19 protein-coding genes are annotated in these 21,433 nt (G+C 73.4%); 12 read left to right on the top strand and 7 right to left on the bottom strand.

All coding sequences use genetic code 11. The annotated features are described in order from the left end of the window. The first annotated feature begins 165 nt into the window (after positions 1 to 165). Together JXZ78_RS08675 and fdhD are read left to right on the top strand one after the other, a co-directional pair. Positions 166 to 1,434, top strand: a complete 1,269-nt coding sequence (locus tag JXZ78_RS08675) for an FAD-dependent monooxygenase (RefSeq protein WP_050502527.1) — start codon at positions 166 to 168, stop codon at positions 1,432 to 1,434. Positions 1,435 to 1,623: 189 nt separating this feature from the next. Then, the gene (gene fdhD, locus JXZ78_RS08680; RefSeq protein ID WP_030020500.1) at positions 1,624 to 2,478 is read left to right on the top strand and encodes a formate dehydrogenase accessory sulfurtransferase FdhD; all 855 of its coding nucleotides are present in this window, start codon (positions 1,624 to 1,626) and stop codon (positions 2,476 to 2,478) included. A 139-nt stretch (positions 2,479 to 2,617) separates the two neighbouring features. Here the strand turns inward: fdhD and JXZ78_RS08685 are convergent, their stop codons facing one another. Then, positions 2,618 to 3,088 carry a MarR family winged helix-turn-helix transcriptional regulator gene (locus JXZ78_RS08685; RefSeq protein WP_030020499.1) on the bottom strand — a complete coding sequence of 157 codons (471 nt, stop codon included), beginning with the start codon at positions 3,086 to 3,088 and terminating at the stop codon, positions 2,618 to 2,620. 191 nt (positions 3,089 to 3,279) lie between these two features. On the opposite strand from JXZ78_RS08685, the gene JXZ78_RS08690 reads away from it, so the two are divergent. Both JXZ78_RS08690 and JXZ78_RS08695 read left to right on the top strand, forming a co-directional pair. Further along, entirely contained in the window at positions 3,280 to 4,221 is a 942-nt protein-coding gene (locus JXZ78_RS08690; protein WP_030020498.1) for a quinone oxidoreductase family protein, read from the top strand. A 284-nt stretch (positions 4,222 to 4,505) separates the two neighbouring features. Then, on the top strand, positions 4,506 to 6,500 hold the full coding sequence (locus JXZ78_RS08695) for a sialidase family protein (RefSeq protein ID WP_030020497.1): 1,995 nt from the start codon (positions 4,506 to 4,508) through the stop codon (positions 6,498 to 6,500). 86 nt (positions 6,501 to 6,586) lie between these two features. Here JXZ78_RS08695 and JXZ78_RS08700 read toward each other — a convergent pair whose 3' ends face one another. Continuing rightward, positions 6,587 to 7,732 carry a bile acid:sodium symporter family protein gene (locus JXZ78_RS08700; RefSeq protein ID WP_050502526.1) on the bottom strand — a complete coding sequence of 382 codons (1,146 nt, stop codon included), beginning with the start codon at positions 7,730 to 7,732 and terminating at the stop codon, positions 6,587 to 6,589. 212 nt (positions 7,733 to 7,944) lie between these two features. On the opposite strand from JXZ78_RS08700, the gene JXZ78_RS08705 reads away from it, so the two are divergent. The 5 genes from JXZ78_RS08705 to JXZ78_RS08725 all read left to right on the top strand — a co-directional run bounded on the left by JXZ78_RS08705 (position 7,945) and on the right by JXZ78_RS08725 (position 13,604). After that, positions 7,945 to 8,829 carry a LysR family transcriptional regulator gene (locus JXZ78_RS08705; RefSeq protein WP_238782783.1) on the top strand — a complete coding sequence of 295 codons (885 nt, stop codon included), beginning with the start codon at positions 7,945 to 7,947 and terminating at the stop codon, positions 8,827 to 8,829. 353 nt (positions 8,830 to 9,182) lie between these two features. Beyond that, positions 9,183 to 10,985, top strand: a complete 1,803-nt coding sequence (locus tag JXZ78_RS08710) for an AMP-dependent synthetase/ligase (RefSeq protein ID WP_033037942.1) — start codon at positions 9,183 to 9,185, stop codon at positions 10,983 to 10,985. Between the two features lie 109 nt (positions 10,986 to 11,094). Then, the gene (locus tag JXZ78_RS08715; RefSeq protein ID WP_050502525.1) at positions 11,095 to 12,111 is read left to right on the top strand and encodes a hypothetical protein; all 1,017 of its coding nucleotides are present in this window, start codon (positions 11,095 to 11,097) and stop codon (positions 12,109 to 12,111) included. Positions 12,112 to 12,189: 78 nt separating this feature from the next. Beyond that, positions 12,190 to 13,020, top strand: a complete 831-nt coding sequence (locus JXZ78_RS08720) for an aldo/keto reductase (protein WP_030020492.1) — start codon at positions 12,190 to 12,192, stop codon at positions 13,018 to 13,020. A 263-nt stretch (positions 13,021 to 13,283) separates the two neighbouring features. Next, on the top strand, positions 13,284 to 13,604 hold the full coding sequence (locus tag JXZ78_RS08725) for an SH3 domain-containing protein (protein ID WP_030020491.1): 321 nt from the start codon (positions 13,284 to 13,286) through the stop codon (positions 13,602 to 13,604). A gap of 310 nt (positions 13,605 to 13,914) precedes the next feature. Here the strand turns inward: JXZ78_RS08725 and JXZ78_RS08730 are convergent, their stop codons facing one another. Continuing rightward, a complete protein-coding gene (locus tag JXZ78_RS08730; protein WP_030020490.1) occupies positions 13,915 to 14,862 on the bottom strand; it encodes a methyltransferase in 948 nt (315 codons plus the stop codon). 106 nt (positions 14,863 to 14,968) lie between these two features. Here JXZ78_RS08730 and JXZ78_RS08735 point away from each other — a divergent pair, with 106 nt between their 5' ends. Beyond that, the gene (locus JXZ78_RS08735) at positions 14,969 to 16,012 is read left to right on the top strand and encodes a DUF1266 domain-containing protein (protein WP_238782764.1); all 1,044 of its coding nucleotides are present in this window, start codon (positions 14,969 to 14,971) and stop codon (positions 16,010 to 16,012) included. Between the two features lie 27 nt (positions 16,013 to 16,039). On the opposite strand, the gene JXZ78_RS08740 is transcribed toward JXZ78_RS08735, so the two are convergent. From JXZ78_RS08740 to JXZ78_RS08750, 3 genes are read right to left on the bottom strand one after another with little or no spacing between them, the layout of a single operon-like run. Next, positions 16,040 to 16,516 carry a hypothetical protein gene (locus tag JXZ78_RS08740; RefSeq protein ID WP_050502524.1) on the bottom strand — a complete coding sequence of 159 codons (477 nt, stop codon included), beginning with the start codon at positions 16,514 to 16,516 and terminating at the stop codon, positions 16,040 to 16,042. Then, positions 16,513 to 17,232 carry a hypothetical protein gene (locus tag JXZ78_RS08745; RefSeq protein ID WP_050502523.1) on the bottom strand — a complete coding sequence of 240 codons (720 nt, stop codon included), beginning with the start codon at positions 17,230 to 17,232 and terminating at the stop codon, positions 16,513 to 16,515. The genes JXZ78_RS08740 and JXZ78_RS08745 overlap by 4 nt, the downstream gene beginning before the upstream one ends. Then, the gene (locus tag JXZ78_RS08750) at positions 17,223 to 17,768 is read right to left on the bottom strand and encodes an RNA polymerase sigma factor (RefSeq protein WP_030020487.1); all 546 of its coding nucleotides are present in this window, start codon (positions 17,766 to 17,768) and stop codon (positions 17,223 to 17,225) included. Before JXZ78_RS08750 ends, JXZ78_RS08745 begins: the two co-directional genes overlap by 10 nt. A 235-nt stretch (positions 17,769 to 18,003) precedes the next feature. On the opposite strand from JXZ78_RS08750, the gene JXZ78_RS08755 reads away from it, so the two are divergent. Further along, positions 18,004 to 18,996 (top strand): YihY/virulence factor BrkB family protein, encoded by a 993-nt coding sequence (locus tag JXZ78_RS08755; protein ID WP_238782765.1) that lies wholly within the window; start codon positions 18,004 to 18,006, stop codon positions 18,994 to 18,996. Between the two features lie 45 nt (positions 18,997 to 19,041). On the opposite strand, the gene JXZ78_RS08760 is transcribed toward JXZ78_RS08755, so the two are convergent. Further along, positions 19,042 to 19,353 carry a 4a-hydroxytetrahydrobiopterin dehydratase gene (locus JXZ78_RS08760; RefSeq protein ID WP_030020485.1) on the bottom strand — a complete coding sequence of 104 codons (312 nt, stop codon included), beginning with the start codon at positions 19,351 to 19,353 and terminating at the stop codon, positions 19,042 to 19,044. Between the two features lie 303 nt (positions 19,354 to 19,656). Here JXZ78_RS08760 and JXZ78_RS08765 point away from each other — a divergent pair, with 303 nt between their 5' ends. Further along, positions 19,657 to 21,393 carry a hydroxysqualene dehydroxylase gene (locus JXZ78_RS08765; protein WP_050502534.1) on the top strand — a complete coding sequence of 579 codons (1,737 nt, stop codon included), beginning with the start codon at positions 19,657 to 19,659 and terminating at the stop codon, positions 21,391 to 21,393. Positions 21,394 to 21,433 lie beyond the last annotated feature (40 nt).

Consider the following 21,433-nt stretch of genomic DNA (forward strand, 5'->3'; position numbering starts at 1 on the left):
CACGACCGGCCCACCGTCGGTCACCACGACCGGCCACCGTCGTCCGCCACCCCGGCCACCGTCGTCCGGCCCCCGGGCACCCGCAATTCCTGTAAAACTACGACCGCTTGCACACCCCCGAACCACCGCGGCTCCCTCGGGGCCGCCGAGAGAAGCGGGTTGCCGATGCACGGAGGAACGGTCGCCGTCGTGGGCGGCAGCATCGCCGGTTGCGCCGCCGCGCTCGCCGCACACCGGGGCGGCGCGGCGGAGGTCACGGTGTACGAACGGGCCGCCGGCCATCTGGCGGACCGCGGCGCCGGACTGGCCGTGCACAACGACCGTTACGCGGAACTGGCCTCGGCGGGCTACCTGGACACCGGTATGCCCTGGTTGCAGCTCTGCCGGCGCCGCTGGTACACGCGGGACGGTGAACTGCCGCTCGGCCGGCCGGTGGGGGAACTCCCCTTCCCGTTCCGTACGTACAACTGGGGGCCGCTCTGGCGTGAGCTGCGCGCCCGGATGCCCGAGACCGCCGTGTTCCGCGGGGACAGCCCGGTCCGTACGGTCGAGACCTCGCCCGACGGCGCGGCGGTGCGCCTTGAGGACGGCAGCACCCACCAGGCCGACCTGGTCGTCGGCGCGGACGGCTACCGCTCCGTGGTCCGTGGCGCCGCCTTCCCCGACGTACGGCCCGCGTACGCCGGGTACCTCGCCTGGCGCGGCGCGTTCCCCGCCGAGCGGCTGGCCGCGCTCGGCCCGGATCCGGACGACGCCTGGCCGGTCGAGGACTGCGTCTTCGCCGTCTTCACCGGCGGCCACGCCGTCATCTACCGCATTCCGGACGGCACCGGCGGCCACCGTGCCAACTGGGTGCTGTACGCCGTCCCGCCACCGAACGCCGCCCTCGGCCTGGACACCCCCACCAGCCTTCCGCCCGGCACCCTCAGCGAGGCACTGCACGCCTGCTTCACCCAGGTCACCGGGGAACTCCTGCCGCCCTACTGGGGTGGCCTGCTCCAGCTGACGCGGCCCGAGGAATTGTTCATCCAGCCGCTGTACGACTTCACGGCACCCCACTACGCCGCGGGCCGTCTGCTGCTCGCCGGTGACGCGGCCACGGTCGCCCGCCCGCACACCGGCGGCGGCGCGGTGAAGGCCCTTCAGGACGCCACCGCTCTGGAGGCGGCGTTCACCGCCGCGGACACCTGGTCCGAGGTGCCTGCCGCGTACGAGGCCGCGCGCGGTCCCGTAGGAGTGTCGATGATGGAGCTCGGCCGCCGGCTGGGCGAAGCCCTCGTCCTGCGGAGTCCGGACTGGCGGACGGTGGGTCAGGCACAACTGGACGCGCTGTGGGCCGGCGCGGGGGCGAGCGCGTTCGGCGGGCGGGGACTGTCCGGAGCGAGCGGTCCGGCGCCGCGCGCGGCGGGGCGGCGGACCCGGTACCGCACGTAAGGGGGCGGCAGGTCCGGCACCGCGCAGGACGGGGCGGTAGCGACGGCGGCCCCGTCCTGGCGGCGGGCAGTGGCCGGTGACGCGCGGCGGACCCCGTACGAGCAGCCAAGCGTGTACCGGACAATGGAACCGCCGAGACCGGCCCGCTGCCACGGGCCGGCGCACCAGGACGGACGGGACTGATCAGACATGGGACGGGTCACCGAGCGACGCCGCGTCATCCGCATCCGCGACGGAGCCGTGAGCACACGCCCGGACACCCTCGTCGGCGAGGAGCCGCTGGAGATCCGCCTCGGCGGCAAGCCGCTCGCCGTCACGATGCGCACACCGGGCGACGACTTCGCGCTGGCCGCGGGCTTCCTCGTCAGCGAGGGCGTACTGGGGAGCGCCGGGGAGCTGGCGAACATCGTGTACTGCGCGGGGGCCACCGAGGACGGGTCGAACACGTACAACGTGGTGGACGTGCAGCTCGCGCCCGGCGTCCCCGTCCCGGACATCTCGCTGGAGCGCAACGTCTACACGACGTCGTCCTGCGGCCTGTGCGGCAAGGCGAGCCTGGACGCGGTCCGCACGTCCGCCCGCTGGCATCTGGACCCGCCCGCCGACGCCGCGGCCCGCATCACGCCCGCGACCCTGTCCGCCCTCCCCGGCCGGCTGCGGGCCGCGCAGCGGGTGTTCGACCGGACCGGCGGGCTGCACGCCGCCGCGCTCTTCGACTCCGACGGTGAACTCCTCGACGTCCGCGAGGACGTGGGCCGCCACAACGCCGTCGACAAGGTCGTCGGCCGTGCCCTCCAGGAGGGGCGGCTGCCGCTGCGCGACACCGTCCTGATGGTCTCGGGCCGGGCGTCGTTCGAACTCGTGCAGAAGGCGGTCATGGCGGGCATTCCGGCCCTCGCCGCCGTCTCCGCGCCGTCCTCCCTCGCCGTCGATCTGGCCGTCGAGAGCGGACTGACGCTGGTGGGGTTCCTGCGGGGGACCTCGATGAACGTGTACGCGGGCGAGGAGCGGCTCGCACTGGGGGCGGCGGCGGGGAGGGCCTGAGAGCCCGGCACGGCTCGGGGCGGAGCGTCAGCCCGGCACGGCTCGGGGCGGAGCGTCAGCCCGGCACGGCTCGGGGCGGAGCGTCAGCCCGGCACGGCTCGGGGCGGAGCGTCAGCCCGGCACGGCTCGGGGCGGAGCGTCAGCCCGCCCCCGGCTCCCCCTTCGCGACCGCCCCCGGCTCCACCACACGCGCGAGCAGCGCCATCAGCTGCTCCCGTTCGGCGGGACTGAGGTCCGCGGTCAACTCGTCGTTGGCCCGGTCGCCCAGTTCCTCCGTACGCCGGAGCCGGCGCTCCCCCGCCGCGGAGATCTCGACGGCGTTCTTGCGCCGGTCCTTCGGGTCGGGGGTGCGGGTCACCAGCCCGTCGGCCTGGAGGTCGTTGACGACCGCGACCATGTCCTTGGGATCGATCCCCACACTGCGGCCCAGTTCGGCCTGCGAGACGGGCCCCAGCTCACCGACGGCCGAGAGCACCGCGTGATGCATCATCCGCATCCCCTCCTCGGCCAGCGCTTCCGCGACGAGGCGGTGGCCGCGGGCCGCCGCCCGGCCGAGCAGCCAGCTGGGGAGGGAGCGGATGCGGGAGGGGGCATACGGAGTCTCTGGCATGCCACCAGCCTACCCGGAAAACCATTGGTCTCCCCAATGGATACTGCTATCGTTGGGCCACCCAACGGCCCCCCGGTTCTCCTGGCTCTCCCGGCTCTCCCGGCTCTCCCGGCGCCCCTGGGGTGACCGTCCCTGCGTGGCGTCCGGCCCCTTCCCCTTCCCCTTCCCGTTCCCGTTTCCCGGAGGTGCCCGTGCGGCGAGTCCGTTTCCATTCCTACGGCGGCCCCGAAGTCCTGCGCGTCGAGGAGGCCGAGGCCCCCGAGCCGGGCCCCGGCGAGCTGCTCGTCCGCACGGAGGCCATCGGCGTGACCCTGCCGTCCGTCCGCCGGACGCGCGGCGACGGCACCGGCGGTGGCGTACCGCTGCCCGCCGTACTCGGCGGCGAGGTGGCCGGCGAGGTCGTCGGCCTGGGCCCGGACGTCACCGGTTTCGCGGTCGGCGACCGCGTCACCTCGCTCTCCTTCACCGGCTCGTACACCGAGGCGGCCACCGTGCCCGCCGCGATGGCCGCACGCATACCGGACGCCGCGTCCAGCGTGGACGCCGTCGCGCTGGTCCGCGGCGGGCAGGTCGCGCTCGCCGCGCTGGCCACCGCCGCCCCGGCCGACGAGGAGTCGGTACTGATCACGGGCGCGGCCGGCGCCACCGGGCACCTGGCGGTGCAACTGGCCAAGCTGCGGGGTGTGCCGCGGGTGGTGGCAGCCGTGAGCTCCGCCGCGAAGGCGGACTTCCTGTACGGGCTCGGCGCCGACGAGGTCGTGACGTACGAGGACGCGTCCTGGGGCGAGCCCGTCGACATCGTCCTCGACGGCGTCGGCGGGAACCTGCTGCCGCGCGCGGTGGCGGCCCTCGCGCCGGGCGGGCGGCTGGTCTTCTTCAACTCGGGCGGCGGCACGGTCCCGGCCTACGACCTTCTGGCGGGATCGAAGACGATCACCGGCCTCACCATGGCGCGGTTCGCCGCCACCCGCCCGGAGCGGTACGCGCGGCACGGCGCCGAGCTGTGGGACCACTTCTTCGCCGGCCGCCTGCGAGCCGCCGTGCACGCGCGGGTCCCGCTGGTGGAGGCCGCACGCGCTCACGAGATCGTCGAGGCGCGCGCCAACCTCGGCAAGATCGTACTGATCCCCTGACCGGCCTCGAAGCGAGGCCGCCCGTACGGATGTGCCCGCCGTGGCCCGTACGGGGGAAATCCGGCCGGGTGCGAAGAAGCGCCGCGCGTGGCTTGTGGCGGTGGCGGGGGTTCAGTAGCTTCCTGCGCACCGGAGCCGGACGTGGGACGTCCTATGTCCCACGTTGAACAGAGAACGCAACCCGTAGCACGCAGCACACACCGCCCCTCTCTCTTCCTCCTCCTTCTTCGTCTCTCCCCCACTCCTCCGACGCCTCGCCGATGCCTCGAAGGGCAGGTCGGATCATGACGTCACCACTCCGCGCCCATGACAACCACCGCCGCAGACCCGCCACCGGGACCGGCGGTCCCGCCCACGGCGGCCGCCGGCCCCGGGCCCGCACCCTGGCCGTGCTCGCCACGGCGGCCGCCGTCCTCGTCCCGGTGGCCACCGCCCAGGCCCGCCCGGCACCGCCCACCACCGCTTCCGGCACTACCACCCGTACCACCACCGGCTTCGAACAGCAGGTGCTGTTCAAGGCCTCCCAGGAGCGCGGTTACGCCTGCTTCCGCATCCCGGCGATCGTCCGGTCCGCCGACGGCACCCTGCTGGCCTTCGCCGAAGGCCGGGTACGGGACTGCGGCGACGCCGGCGACATAGACCTCGTACTGAAACGCTCCACCGACGGCGGCCGCACCTGGGGCCCCCTCCAGGTCGTCAACGAGGGCGGCGGGGACACCCACGGCAACCCCGCCCCCGTCGTCGACCGCGAGACCGGCCGCATCCTGCTCGCGGAGACCTACAACAAGGGCCGCCCCGACGCCGCGAACTGCGGCGTGCCCTGCGACCGCACCCCGCATCTCCAGTACAGCGACGACGACGGCGCCACCTGGTCCGCACCACGCGACCTGACCGCCGAACTCCGGCCTGCCGGATGGAACTCCTGGTACGCCACCGGCCCCGTGCACGGCGTCCAGCTTGCCCGGGGACGGCACGCCGGGCGCCTGGTCTTCACCGTCAACGCCGAGAGCTACGCGGGCGGCCGGATCACCGCCAACCACGCGGCGCTGATGCTCAGCGACGACGGCGGTGACCACTGGCGCGTCGGCGCCGTGGACAGCTACCCGATCGCCGCCGACGGCACGTTCCGCCAGAAGCCGTCCGAGATGAGTCTGCTGGAACGTTCCGACGGCTCGGTGTACGTCAACGCGCGCGAGCAGGACGGCACCGACCTCGGCCACCGCACGGCGGCCGTCAGCCACGACGGCGGCGAGAGTTTCGCCCGGCCCTTCCGCACCCTGCCCGGCCTGTACGCGCCGATGGTGCAGGGCTCGGTGCTGCGGCTGCCGCCCCACGGCTCCGGCAAGCCGGGCCGCACACTGTTCGCCGCGCCCGCCGATCCGGACCGCCGCCGCACCATGACCGTCCGCTCCTCCTACGACGAGGGCCGCACCTGGGAAGGCGTGGACCGGGGCGCCCGGGTCACCACCGACTGGTCCGGCTACTCCGACCTGGTGCCCGTCGCGCCCGGCCTGACCGGCCTGCTGTACGAGGGCGGCGCGGCCGACGCCCGCGACGAGATCCGCTTCGCGCGCTTCACCGACGGCTGGCTCGGCCCGCGCCGCGCGCCCGATCCGACGACGCCCGACCTCGGACGGCACGCCCGCGCGGCGCTCGTCCTGGGCGGCGCCCGGCCTGCCGCGGGCCGCTTCGGCGACGCGCTCTCCTTCGACGGCCGGGACGACGCCGTACGACTGCCCTTCCGCCGCTCGCTGCCCCTCGGCAGCGGCGACTTCACGTGCAGTCTCTGGTTCCGCTACCGCGCCACCGCCGGTGAGCAGCCCTTCCTGTGGATGGGCGGGGTGGGCAGCCGCAGTCCGCAGGTGGCGCTGCGCGGCGACCCCGCCCGTAACCGGGTCGTCGCCCACGTCACCGCGCTCGACGGTGCTCGGCCGCCCGCCACCGCCGAGGTCGCCACCACCGCCGCGTACAACGACGGCGCATGGCATCACCTGGCGCTGCGGCGCACCGGCGGACGGCTGACGCTCACCGTCGACGGCGCCGAGAACCGAACGGTCCCCGACGTGCCCGGTTCCGTGAGCCGCAATGCGGTCTTCGGTGTCCATGCGGGCCAGAAGGCGGACAGCCGCTCCCAGCTCTCCGGCGACCTGGACGAAGTACGGGTCTACGGACGCGCGTTGGACGACGACGAGCTGGCAGGCGTACGCCGGGACAACGCGCGCGTCCCCGGCCCCGTCGTCCTGCGCCTGCCGCTGGACCGTGTGGACGAGGAGGGCTGACGGTCCGTCACACCCCGCGCGCGCCGCCCGGATCGACGCCGAGCATCCCGTTCGCGATGCTCTTGCGTAGTCGTGCGGTCCGAGGACTAACGGGAGCCGCCCGCGTCGACGCTGTCGCCGCGCCGCGGCCGCACGCCCTCCCTCCGCTCGCCGGACCCGGGCAGAACGCCGGCCCCGTCCTCGGACTCGGCCCCGGATTCGTCCTCGGCCTCAGCCCCGTGCCCGCCCTCGGCCCCGGCCCCGGCTTCCCGCTCCTCGGGCGCCTGTGCCGCGTACCGCTTCGCGAGGACCGCGCAGACCATCAGCTGCATCTGGTGGAACAGCATCAGCGGCAGCACGGCCAGCCCGGCCTGCGCGCCGAACAGGACGCTGGCCATGGGCAGACCGGCGGCCAGGCTCTTCTTCGAGCCCGCGAACGTGATGGCGATCCGGTCGCCGCGGGCGAAACCGGCCTTCCTGGAACCGTAGGACGTGATCGTCAGCATCAGGGCCAGCAGAACGGCCTCGACGGCCAGCAGGCTCAGCAGGCGCCACGGCGAGACCTGGTGCCATATGCCCTGGACCATGCCCGTGCTGAAGGCGGTGTAGACGACGAGGAGTATGGAGCCGCGGTCGACGAGGCCGAGGATCTTCTTGTGGCGGGTGATGAAGCCGACGATCCAGCGGCGCAGCAGCTGGCCGGCGAGGAACGGCACCAGCAGCTGGCAGACGATCGAGACCAGGGAGCCGGCCGAGAACCCGCCGCCGTCGCCGCCCAGCAGGAGCGCCGCCAGCAGCGGCGTCACGACGATCCCGATGAGGCTGGAGAAGGAGCCCGCGCAGATCGCCGCCGCGACGTTGCCGCGCGCTATGGAGGTGAAGGCGATCGAGGACTGGACGGTGGACGGCACCAGGCACAGAAAGAGCAGGCCGGTGTAGAGGGGCTGCGTCAGGAGGTACGGAACGAGACCGCCGGCCGCCAGCCCCAGCAGGGGGAAGAGGACGAACGTGCACCCCAGCACCGTCAGATGCAGCCGCCACTGGCGCATCCCGTCCACCGCCTCCCGGGTGGAGAGCCGGGCGCCGTAGAGGAAGAAGAGCAGCGCCACGGCACCGGTCGACGCGTCGTCGGCGACGGTGGCGGCCGCGCCCCGGGCGGGGAGCAGGGCCGCGAGGCCGACGGTGCCGACGAGGGCCAGGATGAAGCCGTCCACGGGGAGCCAGGAGGGGATGCTGAGCTGAGGACGGCGCATGTTCTCTCTTCGCGGGTGGGGCGGGGGTGGACGGAGCGGAAGGGGCTGACGGTGCGGGTGGGGCGGACGGTGCCCTCTCCACCCTGCCTGGCGCCACAGCCATCGGGAAGCCCTCTTACCGTGGTGACTGTCATCATGAAGTGTGATGAATGGATGACGGGGTGCCGCTGTGTGCCGAGTGAGGGTGTGTGATGACCGACCAGGCCGGGACGATGTTCGACCCCGTGCAACTGCGCACCTTCCTCGCGGTGGCCCAGACGCTGAGCTTCACCCAGGCCGCGCACCGGCTCGGCCTGCGGCAGTCCACCGTCAGCCAGCACGTGCGCAAGCTGGAGGACGCGGCCGGGCGGCGGCTGTTCGCCCGGGACACCCATGCCGTGGACCTGACCGAGGACGGCGAGGCGATGCTCGGCTTCGCGCGCACCATCCTGGAGGCCAACGAGCGGGCCGCGACCTTCTTCACGGGCACGCGGCTGCGCGGCCGGCTGCGGTTCGGGGCCTCCGAGGACTTCGTGCTGACCCGGATGCCGGAGGTGCTGGAAGAGTTCCGGCGCGACCACCCCGAGGTGGATCTGGAGCTGACGGTCGAGCTCTCCGGGACGCTGCACGAGCTGCTGGCGGCCGGCCGCCTCGACCTCGTCCTGGCCAAGCGCCGTCCCGGCCCGGCACGCGGCCGGGCCGAGGCGCCCACCGGCCGGCTCGTCTGGCGGGACCGGCTGGTGTGGGTCGGCACGGACCGGCTGCGGCTGGACGCCCGGCGGCCGGTCCCGCTGGTGGTGTTCCCGCCGCCGGCGGTGACCAGGGCCCGCGCGCTGGAGGCGCTGGAGCGGCAGGGCCGCGACTGGCGCATCGCCTGTACGAGCGGCAGCCTCAACGGCCTGATCGCGGCCACCCGGGCCGGCCTGGGCGTGATGGCGCACAGCCTCGGCATGATCCCGCCCGGTCTGGTGCGGGTGCCGTCCCGGGCCGGTCTGCCGGACCTCGGCGGGGTGGACTTCGTGCTGCTGTACGGGGAGCGGGACGGCGCGGCCAAGGGCCCTGCGGACGCGCTGGCCGACGCGATACTGGCGGGCGGCGACCGGTTGCAATTGCCTTAGCGGCGCGCCCGGCCCTCCCCGGGGAGCTGCCGGGAGACGCCGGGAGACGCCGGGAGACGCCGGGAGACGCCGAGAAGTGCCGCGAGGTGCCGCGAGGTGCCGAAGGACGCCGGGAGCCACGGAGAGATTTGGTGCAGATCCGGTCCCGGCGTCGTGATCGTCGGGCGCGCGGCGCCCCCGACGATGTCCAAGCTTCTCCGGAGTAGCCCGTTTTCGCCGCATGACCAGCGACTACGCCACCGGCTCGGCCGGCTGGACGCCCCTCCCGCGGGCCCCGGTGTTGGGGTACGGTCTCGGCCCGGTGAGAAGCACGTCGAGGAGCTGGGTCATTGCGCGAGTTCACCGTCCCACCTTTGGCCACGGCGCCCCGCGTCGGCGGGTTGGCGGACGCTGTATTCGACCATGCCGACTCGGATCCCGGCCGGGTCGCGCTGGCCCGTAAGGACGCCGCCGGCCGGTGGCGGGACGTGAGTGCCGCGCAGTTCCGCGACGAGGTGCTGGCCCTGGCCAAAGGGCTGCTCGCCCAGGGCGTCCGCTTCGGCGACCGGGTCGGGATCATGTCCCGTACCCGCTACGAGTGGACGCTGTTCGACTTCGCCCTGTGGTCGGTGGGCGCCCAGTCCGTACCGCTGTATCCCACTTCGTCCGCCGAGCAGGTCTTCTGGATGCTGCACGACGCGGGGGTCTCGGCCTGCATGGTGGAGCACGAGGACCATGCGATGACCGTCGGCTCGGTCATCGACCGGCTGCCGCAGCTGCGCCGCCTGTGGCAGCTGGACGCCGACCCGGTCGCCGAGCTGACGGCGGCGGGCGCGCACCTGGAGGACGACGTGGTGCACCGCCACCGGATGGCGGTCACCCCGGACGCGACCGCGACGGTCATCTACACCTCGGGCACCACCGGCCGCCCGAAGGGCTGCGTGATCAGCCACGCGAACTTCATGGCCGAGGCCGACAACGTCGTCCAGCGCTACGAGACGGTGTTCCACTCCAGGCCCGGCGACGAGGCGTCCACCCTGCTGTTCCTGCCGCTCGCCCACGTCTTCGGGCGGATGGTGCAGGTGGCCGCCGTCCGCGGGCGGGTCAAGCTCGGCCACCAGCCGGACCTGTCGGCCGCCGCCCTGCTACCGGACCTCCAGTCGTTCCGGCCCAGCTTCGTCCTCGCCGTGCCGTACATCTTCGAGAAGGTCTTCGCGGCGGCCCGGCGCAAGGCCGAGGAGGAGGGCCGGCTCGGCCCGTTCGAGAAGGCCGTCGACGTGGCGGTCCGCTACGCCGAGGCGCTGGAGCACAAGGCGTTCGGCACCGCGTCCGGGCCCGGCGCGCCGCTGCGTATGCAGCACCAGCTCTTCGACAAGCTGGTCTACGGCAAGGTGCGGGAGGCGATGGGCGGCCGGGTGCGGCACGCCATGTCGGGCGGTTCGGCGATGGAGCGCCGGCTCGGGCTGTTCTTCGCCGGCGCCGGGGTGACCATCTACGAGGGGTACGGGCTGACGGAGTCCACCGCAGCCGCCACCGCCAACCCGCCCGAGCGCACCCGCTTCGGCACGGTCGGCTCCCCCGTCCCCGGGACGACCGTGCACATCGCCGAGGACGGGGAGATCTGGCTGCACGGCGGTCAGGTCTTCCAGGGCTATCTGAACAACGCCCGGGCCACCGACGCCGTCCTGCGCGACGGCTGGCTGGCCACCGGCGACCTCGGCGCGCTGGACGAGGACGGATACCTGACGATCACCGGCCGGAAGAAGGAGATCCTCGTGACCTCCGGCGGCAAGACCCTCTCCCCGGTCGTCCTGGAGGAGCGGGTACGGGCGCATCCCCTGGTCGCCCAGTGCATCGTCGTCGGCAACGACCGTCCGTACGTGGCCGCGCTGGTGACGCTGGACCCGGAGGCGGTCGGGCACTGGCTCAGGATGCGCGGCAAGCCGGAGCTGCCGCCGACCGACCTGGTGCACGACCCCGATCTGGAGACCGAGATCCGGCGGGCCGTCGTCGCCGCCAACACGCTGGTCTCGCAGGCCGAGTCGATCCGTACGTTCCGGATACTGGCGCATCAGTTCAGCGAGGAGCACGGCCTGCTGACGCCGTCGCTCAAGCTGAAGCGCAGGGCCATCGAGGCGGCGTACGCGACGGAGGTGGAGGCGCTGTACCGGACGTGAGGGGGTGCTGGGCGCCGTTACGGGTCACGCCCGCTCCTCCGCCGCGCGGCGGAGGCGGTTCATCCCCCGGCCGGAGGTGCCGTCCGCGCGCCGCCGGGAGGCTCGTGTCATGAACACCGATCAGCTCGTGGGCCGCCAGGTCCTCCTGGGGCGCGTGGCCGTCGCGGCCTGCGCCCCGTACCTCCTCCTGAAGCTGCTGTGGGTCCTGGGCCATGACATCGGCATCGTGGACGTGGGCAGGGTCGGCCGGGGCACCTGGATCGCGGGCAACGTCGTCACCTTCCTCATGGACGCCGTCGCCGCCGCCATCGCGTACACGCTCACCCGCCCGTCCGGCGTGCGGGCCCCCGCCTGGCTGCTCGCGCTGCCCCTGTGGATGGCGTCCGGGCTGCTCACCCCCTTGATGATCACCGTGCCCACCGGTTCCGCCGTCGCCGCCCTGACCGGCGCCGCGAACCCGATGGCGTCCGGCGACTTCCTCGAACCCTGGGTCTACGTCCTGGTCTACGGCGCCTTCATCGTCGAGGGCCTGACCCTGCTGGGCGCCTTCTGGTGCTACGCGCACCAGCGCTGGGGCACGCTGCTGCGCCGGCGGCTGGAGTCCGTACCCGCTCCCGCCCCTGGTGTACGGGCGGCACGGCGGCTGCTCGGCGTTCCCGCTGCGGTGCTCCTGGCCGTACTCGGCATCGTCGACGTGTTGTGGGGCCTCGGTGTGCCGACGGGTCCCGGAGCGGCGGCCCTGCCCGCGCGGAGCGTCGTGACGGCCACGTCCGGCGTGGTCCAGGGCCTGCTGGCGCTGGCCGGCGCGGCCGGACTGGCGGCCCTCCTCTTCCCCCGGTGGGGGCGCGTGCGGCGGCTGCGCACGCGGGTGCCGCTGGCGCTGGCCTGGCTGGGCTCCGCGACGGTGTTCGCGTGGGGCGGAACGATGTGGCTCTCGTGGGCCGTGGCCGACGCCCTGACCGGCGACGGCTCGGCTCCCACCCGCGGCCTGCCCGGCCTGGCGGGCGCCCTGGAACTGGTCGCGGGGCTGGTCGTGCTCTGCCTCGGTAGCCTCGCCCTCGCCGCGGAGACGGCCTGCCCGGTGCCCTCGTCCGCACCCGGGCGGAAACGTGTCGGCACCTTCTGAAGGTGCGCGGGAATGCTCCGTACCGGATGATCGTTGACGTTGGAGAACATGTACGACGACCTAAGGATCGAATCCGTCGTGAGCAAGGTCCCCCACATCACCCTCAACAACGGTGTCGCCATGCCGCAGCTCGGCTACGGCGTCTGGCAGGTGCCGGACGACGAGGCCGCCAAGGCCGTCGGCACCGCACTGGAAGCCGGATACCGCAGCATCGACACCGCCGCGATCTACGGCAACGAGGAGGGCACGGGGAAGGCGCTCGCCGCCTCCGGCATCGCGCGTGACGAGCTCTTCGTGACGACGAAGCTGTGGAACGACGAGCAGGGCTACGACTCGACCCTGCGCGCCTTCGACACCTCCCTCGGCAAGCTGGGCCTGGAGTACGTGGATCTGTACCTGATCCACTGGCCGATGCCCGCCAAGGACACGTTCGTGGACACGTACCGGGCGTTCGAGAAGATCTACCAGGACGGCCGCGCCAAGGCCATCGGCGTCTCCAACTTCCAGCCCGCCCACCTGGAGCGGCTGATGGGCGAGACGTCCGTCGTGCCCGCGGTCAACCAGATCGAGCTGCACCCGCAGCTCCAGCAGTCCGAGCTGCGCGCCTTCCACGCCCGGCACGGCATCGCGACCGAGGCCTGGTCGCCGCTGGGCCAGGGCAAGGACCTCCTCAAGAACACGACCGTCACCGGGCTCGCCGAGAAGTACGAGCGCACCCCCGCGCAGATCGTGCTCCGCTGGCACCTCCAGCTCGGCAACGTCGTCATCCCGAAGTCCGTGACCCCGTCCCGGATCAAGGAGAACGTGGACGTCTTCGGCTTCGAGCTGGACGACGCCGACATGTCCGCCCTCGCGGCCCTGGACTCCGGCACCCGCCTGGGCCCGGACCCGGACACCATGAACGGCTGAGACACCTCCCCGGACCCCGGTCCGGTGCAGCACCCTCCGGCGCCGCCGCCCCACCCGGGACGGCGGCGCCGCCTTTCCCCGCCCTCTCCGCTTCTCCTCCTCCGGTCCCTCCCAGCTCACGCCCGGTTTCCCGGTTTCCCACGCCCCGCGGGGGACGGGAAACCCCTTGGCCCGCCGCCCGGCACGGGACGAAGGTCAAGGTGCCGGGTCCGGGCAGCCGACGGTCCCGGCGCACCGAGAGTCACCCAACGGAGGAGACCCAGATGATCCGCATTCCTCGCGCCGCCGCCGCTCTCGCGGCCACCGCGGCCGTGTTCGCACTCGGCGGCGGCACCATGGCCACCGCCGCCGGTTCGGCCCCCGCCCGCCAGACCGCCTCGCCCGCGGTCCAGGCCGTCGTCTGCACCGTCAACGACAACGGCGTCAACTACCGCGGCGGACCGGGCACCGGCTACCCGGTCCTGGGCCAGGTCAACCGGGGCCAGAAGATGAACGCGCGGGGCACCGAGGGCTCCTGGGTCATGGGTGACCTGTGGGGCGGCCGTACCGGGGTGTGGATCCACCGCGCCTACCTGAACTGCTGAGGCTCAGCCCGCCGGCCCGGCCATCCGCCCTCGCCACGGGCCGGCGAGCTGATCACACGGCGGGGTGGTGGGGGTCTTCCCGGCCCGGGAGGGCCACCACCCCGCCCGGCACCGGCCGGCCGCCGTTCGGCCACGTCCTGCCCACCGCGCACGAGAGCACACCGACGGGGGCGTGCGCGGCGGGGCACGGACGTGGCTCCACGGGGGGCGGCGGCCGGGCGGTGCCGTCGCGTCCCGCCGCTCCCAGGGCGGGACGCGCGGGCGGCATCGTCGGCCCGGGCGCGGGCATCCACCGGGGGAGGCCGTGCGGTCAGGCCGCCCGTGCCGTGTGGAAGGTCTGAGCGGAGAGCCAGAAGAGGTCCGGGCGCAGGGCGATGCCCGCCGGGTCCTCCGGGTCGAGGAGGCGGGTGAGGATGGCGCGGTCCTCCTCGTCCAGGTCGTCGCCGGTCTTCTCGGCGAAGCGGGAGAGCAGCCCGGTGACCTGGGCGCGCTGGGCGGGGTCCAGCGGGGCGGGCAGGTCGAGCAGGAAGCTGCGGCTCAGCGGGGTCCGCAGGCCCGCGGCGGTCAGGAGGGCGGGCCAGTCCTCGACGACGGCCCGGGCGCCGGGCAGCGCGGCGCGCATCTGGGCGAACCAGTCGTCCTGCAGCGCGTCGAGACGGCTCTGGAAGCCGGGGCGTCCGACGCCGAAGTCGCGGGGCAGGAACCGGGGGGCGAGGCCGCCTTCGGACACGACGAGCAGCCCGCCCGGGCGGAGCAGGCGGGCCAGCGCGGCCACGGCGGCCGCCTGGTCGCCGACGTGGTGCAAAGCCTTGCTGGACCAGATGAGGTCCGCTTCCCCGATGCCGTCCATGTGGTCGGGCAGCTCGGCCACCCGGGTACGGAACCGGTCGCCGAGGCCCAGGTCTGCGGCGCGGTCCCGGGCGCGTTCGAGCAGCGCCTCGGTCGGGTCCACCGCCACGATCTCGGCCTGTGGGAAGGCCTGGGCGAGCAGGCAGCTGGTGACGCCGGGGCCGCTGCCGACGTCGAGCACCCGGCGGACCTCGTCGGGTCCGGGGCCGGGCGTCCGCGTCAGCAGGTCTCGGAGCCAGGCGGTGGCCTGTTCGAGGAGCGGGGTCTGGAACTCGGCCTCGCCTTCGAGGTAGGCGGCGAGGGCGTCCCAGTCCATGTGCGTGTTGTCGTGGTGGTGGCCGTGGCCCTGACCGTGGTCGTGGCCGTGCTCACGTGCCGGGGCGGTGGTGCCATGGTTGTGGTCCGTCATGGTGCGAGCGTCCGGCAGGGCGCACCATAAGGCAAACATCCTTGCCGGTCCGGCAAAGCACCCCGCCTCCGGGGGCGCCGGACCGCCCACCGTAAGGTTCTGCTCCGTGGGAACTCCAGGATGGATACCGCCGACCGAGACGGAACGGCGGTTGTGCGAGGCCGGTGCACGGGGCGACTGGGAAGGCCAGGTCGCGGCGGTGGCCGGTGAAGACCTGTATCTGGTGGTGCCCCAGCAGGGCCAGGACCCGCTGCCGGTCTACGAGGACCCGGCCGGCGGCGGTACGTGCATCCCCGTGACGACCCGCGGCATGCTGCCGCCGTGGCATCCGCAGCAGCTCTTCGACCGGGTCTCGGTGGAGGAGCTGGCCCAGGACTGGCCGAACGACAAGTGGAAGCTGGCGGTCAATCCGGGCACGCCGTGCGCCGCGTACCTGCCGGCCACCGCCGCGCACCGCAGCACCTGGACGCGGATCCGTGCCCAGTACGGTGTCCGGCCCGGCGGGCTGCTCACCACCCACCTCGGCGGTCCGCTGCACGGTCCGCTCGCCCAAGGACTCGCCTGCGGCGCACCGATCGCCGTGCACCACAGCGTGCCGTGGAACGAGCTGGGCACCGCCTTCCTCGACTACGCGGCCGACGCCCAGCTGCTGCACGAGCAGTGGTCGGTCACCGATCCGGCGTCCTGGCAGCAGCGTCTCGGCCAGTTGCTCGACGCCGGTTTCGTACCGGCCGAGACCGAGGCCGCGCTGCGGGCCCGCGACGGTGGGGAAGAGGCCGGGTCCGGCGGCGTACCGGAGCTGGTGGAGAAGTACGAGGAGCGCTTCCGTACGGAGGGGCTGCTGCCTGCGGACGGGCACGTGAAGTCGCTCGTCGCCCTGGACTACGCGCATGCCGTAGCTCTCGTCCGCTGGGGGCTCGGGGCCCGCTACTGCGCGCCCCCGGAGGCCGAACAGGCCGTGCTGCGCGCCGGTGAGCTGGCGCGCGCGGCGTACGGCTCCTGGCAGGAGTTCTCGGCGGGGTACGCGCTGGGCCGGGCGCTGGCCTTCGACAACGGCTGGTTCGGCACGGCGTACCAGGAAGCGGTGCACCTGCACCGGGTGCTCGGCCAGGATCCGGCCTCGCCGTGGGTGAATCTGCCGTTCGCCTGACCGGACGAGACACATGGCGGAGGTCCGTCAGGTGATGTCCGTGACGGTCACCGTCACGGCGACCTCGGGCGCGGCTTCGCCCGCCGTCCGCAGCGCCTCCTGGACCGCCGCCGTGACACGCGGCCGGACCGCGCGGACCACGTCCAGGGCCCGGTGACCTCGCCGGACCGCCAGGTGGACGCGGATCCGCCACGGTCCCGGACCAGGGCCGTGGTCGGCCCGTACGCCGGACACGCGGCCTCCCCGCCCGGGTGGGGAGGAGCCACCGCCGGAGCCGGTACCGGGGGCCGACCGGGAGCCGGAACCGGAAGCGGACCGGGAGTCGGGACCCGGGGCGGACCGGGAGCCGGAGCCCGTTCCCGCCGTCCGTGCCACCGTCCCCCGGAGCAGTTCGCCCAGGCCGGGCCGGAGGAAGGCGACACCGGGAGTGTCCTTGGCGGCCCCGGCGGCGGCACGGAGGACCGCCGCGTGCAGCTGCGCGTCGCCGCTCATGACCTGACTCATGACCTGCCCTCCTCGCGGGCTTCCGGATGCCCGCCGGAGCCCCCCGTCTCCCCCTCGGCGGCGTCCTCGACGAGGTCCACGACGGTGACGTCCACCTCCTCGACCTCCAGGCCGATGCCGTCCCGCGCCGCCGCGCGCACCCGTTCGCGTACCCGGTCGGCCAGCGCGGGCAGCGGCCACGCGTACCCGGCCGCCAGTTCGATCGCCACCTTCATGGGCCCCCGCGGCGCGAGCAGGGTGACCCGGCAGCTGCCCGCTTGAACGTCCGGCAGGGTCTCGGCCGCGGCGCGGAAGGACTTGGCCGCCGCGGCCTCGGTGATCCACGCGTCGTCCTCCGGGTCGCCCAGCGGCAGCGTCCTGCCGGGCCGGAGTTCGGTTCTGACCAGGTCCATCACCCGGGCCGTGAAGCGTTCGGTGCTCCGGTCCTCCTCGTCGCGGCCCGCCGCTCCCGCGGTCTGCCGGGCTTCGCGTACGTAGCGGTCGAGGACGCCGAGGCCCGCCAGCGCCTCCTGGCAGTACGGGCACCGGGCGGCATGCGGACCGCCCTGCGGACCGGCGTCCGGGCCTGCCTGCGGACCAACGTCCAGGGCACCGTCTCCGGCCGGGCCGCCCGCGAGGCCCGCTTCAACCGCTTCCTCCGCTTCGCTCTCCTCCCACACGGACGACAGCGCGCGGCCGCAGGGCAGGATCGGGTCGTCGTGCTCACCTAGCGCCATGCGCCCATCGCCTCCGTCAGATAGCGGCGTGCTCGGAAGACCCTGCCACGGACCGCCTGGTGGCTGATGCCCACCACCGCGGCGATCTCCTCGTACGGCAGGGCGTGCAGTTCGCGCAGCACCCAGCAGGCGCGCTGCTCCGGGGTGAGTCCGTCCATCGCCCGCATCAGCGCCTCGACGGCTGCGGTCGACTCGGCCGCCCGCACCGGTGACGACGCGTGCTCGGGCGCGCTCGGCTCGGGCACCGAGCCGAGGTCCTGGGTGGGTCTGCGGGCCCGCAGCAGGTTCAGGCACCGGTTGGTGACGATGCGATACATCCAGGTCGCGAACGCGGCGTCGCCGCGGAACTCCGGGATTCTGCGCCAGGCGCTCACGAAGGCGTCCTGCACGGCGTCCTCCGCGTCGGTACGGCTGCCGAGCAGCCGGGTGGCCAGGCGCAGGAGCTGAGCGCTGTGGCGGCGGACGAGCACCTCGAAGGCCCCCTCGTCCCCTTCCGCGGCACGTACGGCCAGCAGGGCGTCGCTGGGTTCGGGCACTCACCGGCTCCTTCCTTCCCCGACCATCTTCACCGGAGGCGGGCGCGATGCGCCGCTTTGATGCGATACGGGAGTAACCGGCGATTCCTCTCCGGCACCCGATCCGGCCGCAGAGAAGACGCCTACCACGGCACACCACCGGACGGAGTGCGCCACACACGCTTGTACGCTGCGCAAACGGGCAGACGGACCGGGCGCCCGGCGCGCGCACGGCACGAGGAGAGGACGGACACTCATGGGCGGTAGCGGTACGGACCGCGGACTGCACCCACCGATGCTCGCGGCCGGCACCGGCAGGCCACGCGCACGCCGCGCCACGCTGCCCAGCTGGCCCCGCATCCGGACCGCGGCCCGCCGTACGCCGGTCTCGATCTGGAACGACGACGTGTCCGACTGGGCGGCCAGCCTGACGTACTACTCGGTACTGGCCCTGCTGCCCTCGGTGATCGTCACCATCTCGCTCGTCGGCCTGGCCAACCCCGCGTCCACCGAGGAGCTGATCAACCACATCAGCGCCCTCGCCCCGGCCGGGTCGGGCGGTACCGTCCGCCGGGCCCTGGTCACCATGGCCCAGCAGCGGACCGCCGTCTGGATGCTGGTCGGGGGTGCGCTGGTCAGCGCCCTGTGGTCGTCGTGCAGCTACCTGGCGGTGTTCCGGCGGGCCCTGCACGCGATGTACCGCGTCAAGGACGACCGGCCGCCGTGGCGCAAGGCGCCGCGCATCCTGGCGACGGCGCTGCTGCTGTTGGCGCTGCTGATCAGCAGTGCGGTCGTGCTGCTGGTCAGCGGGCCGATGGCGAGTGCGGCCGGGCGGGCCCTGGGGCTCGGCGAGGCGGGCGAGGAGACGTGGAACCTGTTGCAGTGGCCGCTGCTGTTGCTGCTGGCCGTCGTGCTGGTGATGGTGCTCTTCCGTACGGGCCCGTCCCGGACGCGTGGGCGGCGCGCGGTGCCCGGCGGGGTCGTGGCGGTGCTGATGTGGCTGGTGTCCTCGGCGGGGTTCACGTTCTACGCCTCGTACGTGGGCACGTTCAACCGGCTGTACGGGTCGCTCGCCGGGCCCGTCGTCTTCCTGATATGGCTGTGGTTCTCCCATCTGTCCCTGCTGAGCGGCGCCCAGTTCAACGCCGAGCTGGCCCGTATGGAGAGCGGGGAAGCGGATGCGTCCGAGGGGGCGGCGGGCCCCGGCGAGACCGGTGAGTCCGATGGCAGCAAGAAGGCCAAGAGATGAGCACGCCCGCTCAGCTCGCCCGTTCGGCCCGCCGCCGCCCGTCCCTCAGCTCCCCCCGTGGCCGGTGGCGATCTCCTCGACCCGGTGGGCCAGGGTGAAGTCGAGGACGGTGACGGCGTGGCCGGCGCTGTGGGTGTTCACGGCGACGGTCAGCGTGTTGTAGCCCAGGGTCAGTTCGGAGTGGTGGTTCAGCTCCTCCTGGATCTGGGCGACGTGGATCACCATCGCGGCGGCCGGCAGGTGCCGCTCGAAGGTGTAGGTGCGGGTCAGGCTGCCGTCAATCACCGACCAGCCGGGCAACTCCGCGAGGCAGTCCTCGATCTCCTTGTCCGTCAGCAGGTCCACCTGAGCGTCCATCTCGCTCCGCCTCTCCGTCACAGCGCATGGCCGCGCGTACCGCCCGTACCACCGGGCCGTCCGCGCACTGTCGATTGCAGCAGTTCCAGCGTGGCACGCCGAGGACGCTTTCCCGCCAATGTGCGGACGGGCACGCCGCGGGCTTCCGGGGTCACGGGGCCACTTCTATGCTCCTGCGCCTGACGGGCCGTCCGTTACCGGGGGTAGTAGGGAGCAGCTGTGGACACCGAAGGCCGTACGGAGCACACGCGCGGAGCCGGCGGCGGGCAGCCCCGGCGGACGTTCCTGGGCGGGGCGGCGGCGATGGGCGGCGCGCTCGCCCTGGGCACCGGCGGTACGGCGGCCGCCGCGCCCGCCGCCCGGCGCCGTGCCGCGGGCCGGACCGTGGCCGTCCTCGGCGGCGGAGTGGCCGGGCTGACCGCCGCGCACGAACTGGCCGAACGCGGTTTCCAGGTCACCGTGTACGAGCGCAAGCCCAAGGGCCTCGGCGGCAAGGCCCGCAGCATGGACGTGCCGGACAGCGCGCGCGGCGGCCGCAAGCCGCTGCCCGGCGAGCACGGCTTCCGCTTCATCCCGGGCATCTACCACAACCTCCCGGACACCTTGCGCCGCATCCCGTTCCCCGGCAACGCCAACGGCTGTCACGACAACCTGGTGGCCTCCACCGAGGTGATGTTCGCCCGTACCGCCGGCCGGGAGGACATCCGTATCCCGTTCTCCACCGTCGGCACTCCCCCGCCGGTCCTCACCCCCGACGCGTTCCTGCGCATGCTGACCGGCCTGCTGGACACGGCGACCCGCCTCCCCGCCCACGAGATCGCGTACTTCGCCAACCGGCTGCTGGTCTTCCTCACCAGCTGCGACCGGCGCCGGCTGGACGTCTGGGAGCACACACCCTGGTGGCGTTTCCTGCGGGCCGCGTCGATGTCCCCCGACTACCAGCGTCTGCTGGCCATCGGCCTGACCCGCAACATCGTCGCGACCAAGGCGGAGATCGCCTCCACCCGGACCGTCGCGACCTGCGCCGAGGCCTTCGTCTTCAACCTGCTCGGCCGGGGTGCCGACGGACAGCCGGACCGGGTGCTGAACCTGCCCACCAACGAGGCGTGGATCGACCCGTGGGTGGCGTACCTGCGGTCGCTCGGGGTGGAGTTCAGGGTCGGGTGGGCCGTACGGGACCTGCGGCTGGCGGGCGGCCGGATCGCGGAGGCGGTCGTCACCGATCCACAGGGCGCGCGACAGGCGGTCGTCGCCGACCACTTCGTGCAGGCCATGCCGGTCGAGCACGCCCGTGCCACCTGGAACGCCGCCGTACGGGCCGCCGACCCGCAGTTGGCGCGCTGCGACAAGCTGGCCACCGACTGGATGACGGGCATCCAGTTCTATCTGACCGAGCCCACGCCGGTCATCCACGGGCACGTCAACCACATCGACTCGCCCTGGTCGCTGACCGCGGTCGGCCAGGCGCAGTACTGGAAGAACCGTGACTTCCCGGCCGACTACGGTGACGGGCAGGCCGCCGACTGCCTGTCGGTGGACATCTCGGAGTGGGACCAGCCGGGCATCCTGTACGGGAAGACGGCCAAGCAGTGCACGCGTGAGGAGGTCGCGCGAGAGGTCTGGGCCCAGATGAAGGCCGGCCTCAACGACACCGGCAAGACCGTGCTGCGTGACGCGACGCTGCACTCCTGGTTCCTGGATCCGGCGGTCTCCGGGCTCGGCACCCCGCACCCCGCCAACGACGAGCAGTTACTGATCCACCCCACCGGTTCCTGGCTGAACCGGCCCACGTCCCGTACGGCGATCCCCAACCTCTTCCTCGCCGGGGACTACGTGGCCGTCGACATCGACCTGGCGACGATGGAGGGCGCCAACGCGTCCGCGCGGCAGGCCGTGAACGCGCTGCTGGACGCGTCCGGTTCGGCCGCCGAGCGGTGCGCGGTCGTGCCGCTGTACCGCGCACCGGAGTTCGCACCGCTCAGGAGGCACGACGAAACGCGGCATCGGCTCGGGCTGCGGAACGTCTTCGACCTGGGGTGATGTGGAGATGCGCTGGGTGTGCGGGCCGTGTGGTCGGCCG

The sequence above is a fragment of the Streptomyces monomycini genome (assembly GCF_022271435.1).
Classification (GTDB): domain Bacteria; phylum Actinomycetota; class Actinomycetes; order Streptomycetales; family Streptomycetaceae; genus Streptomyces; species Streptomyces monomycini.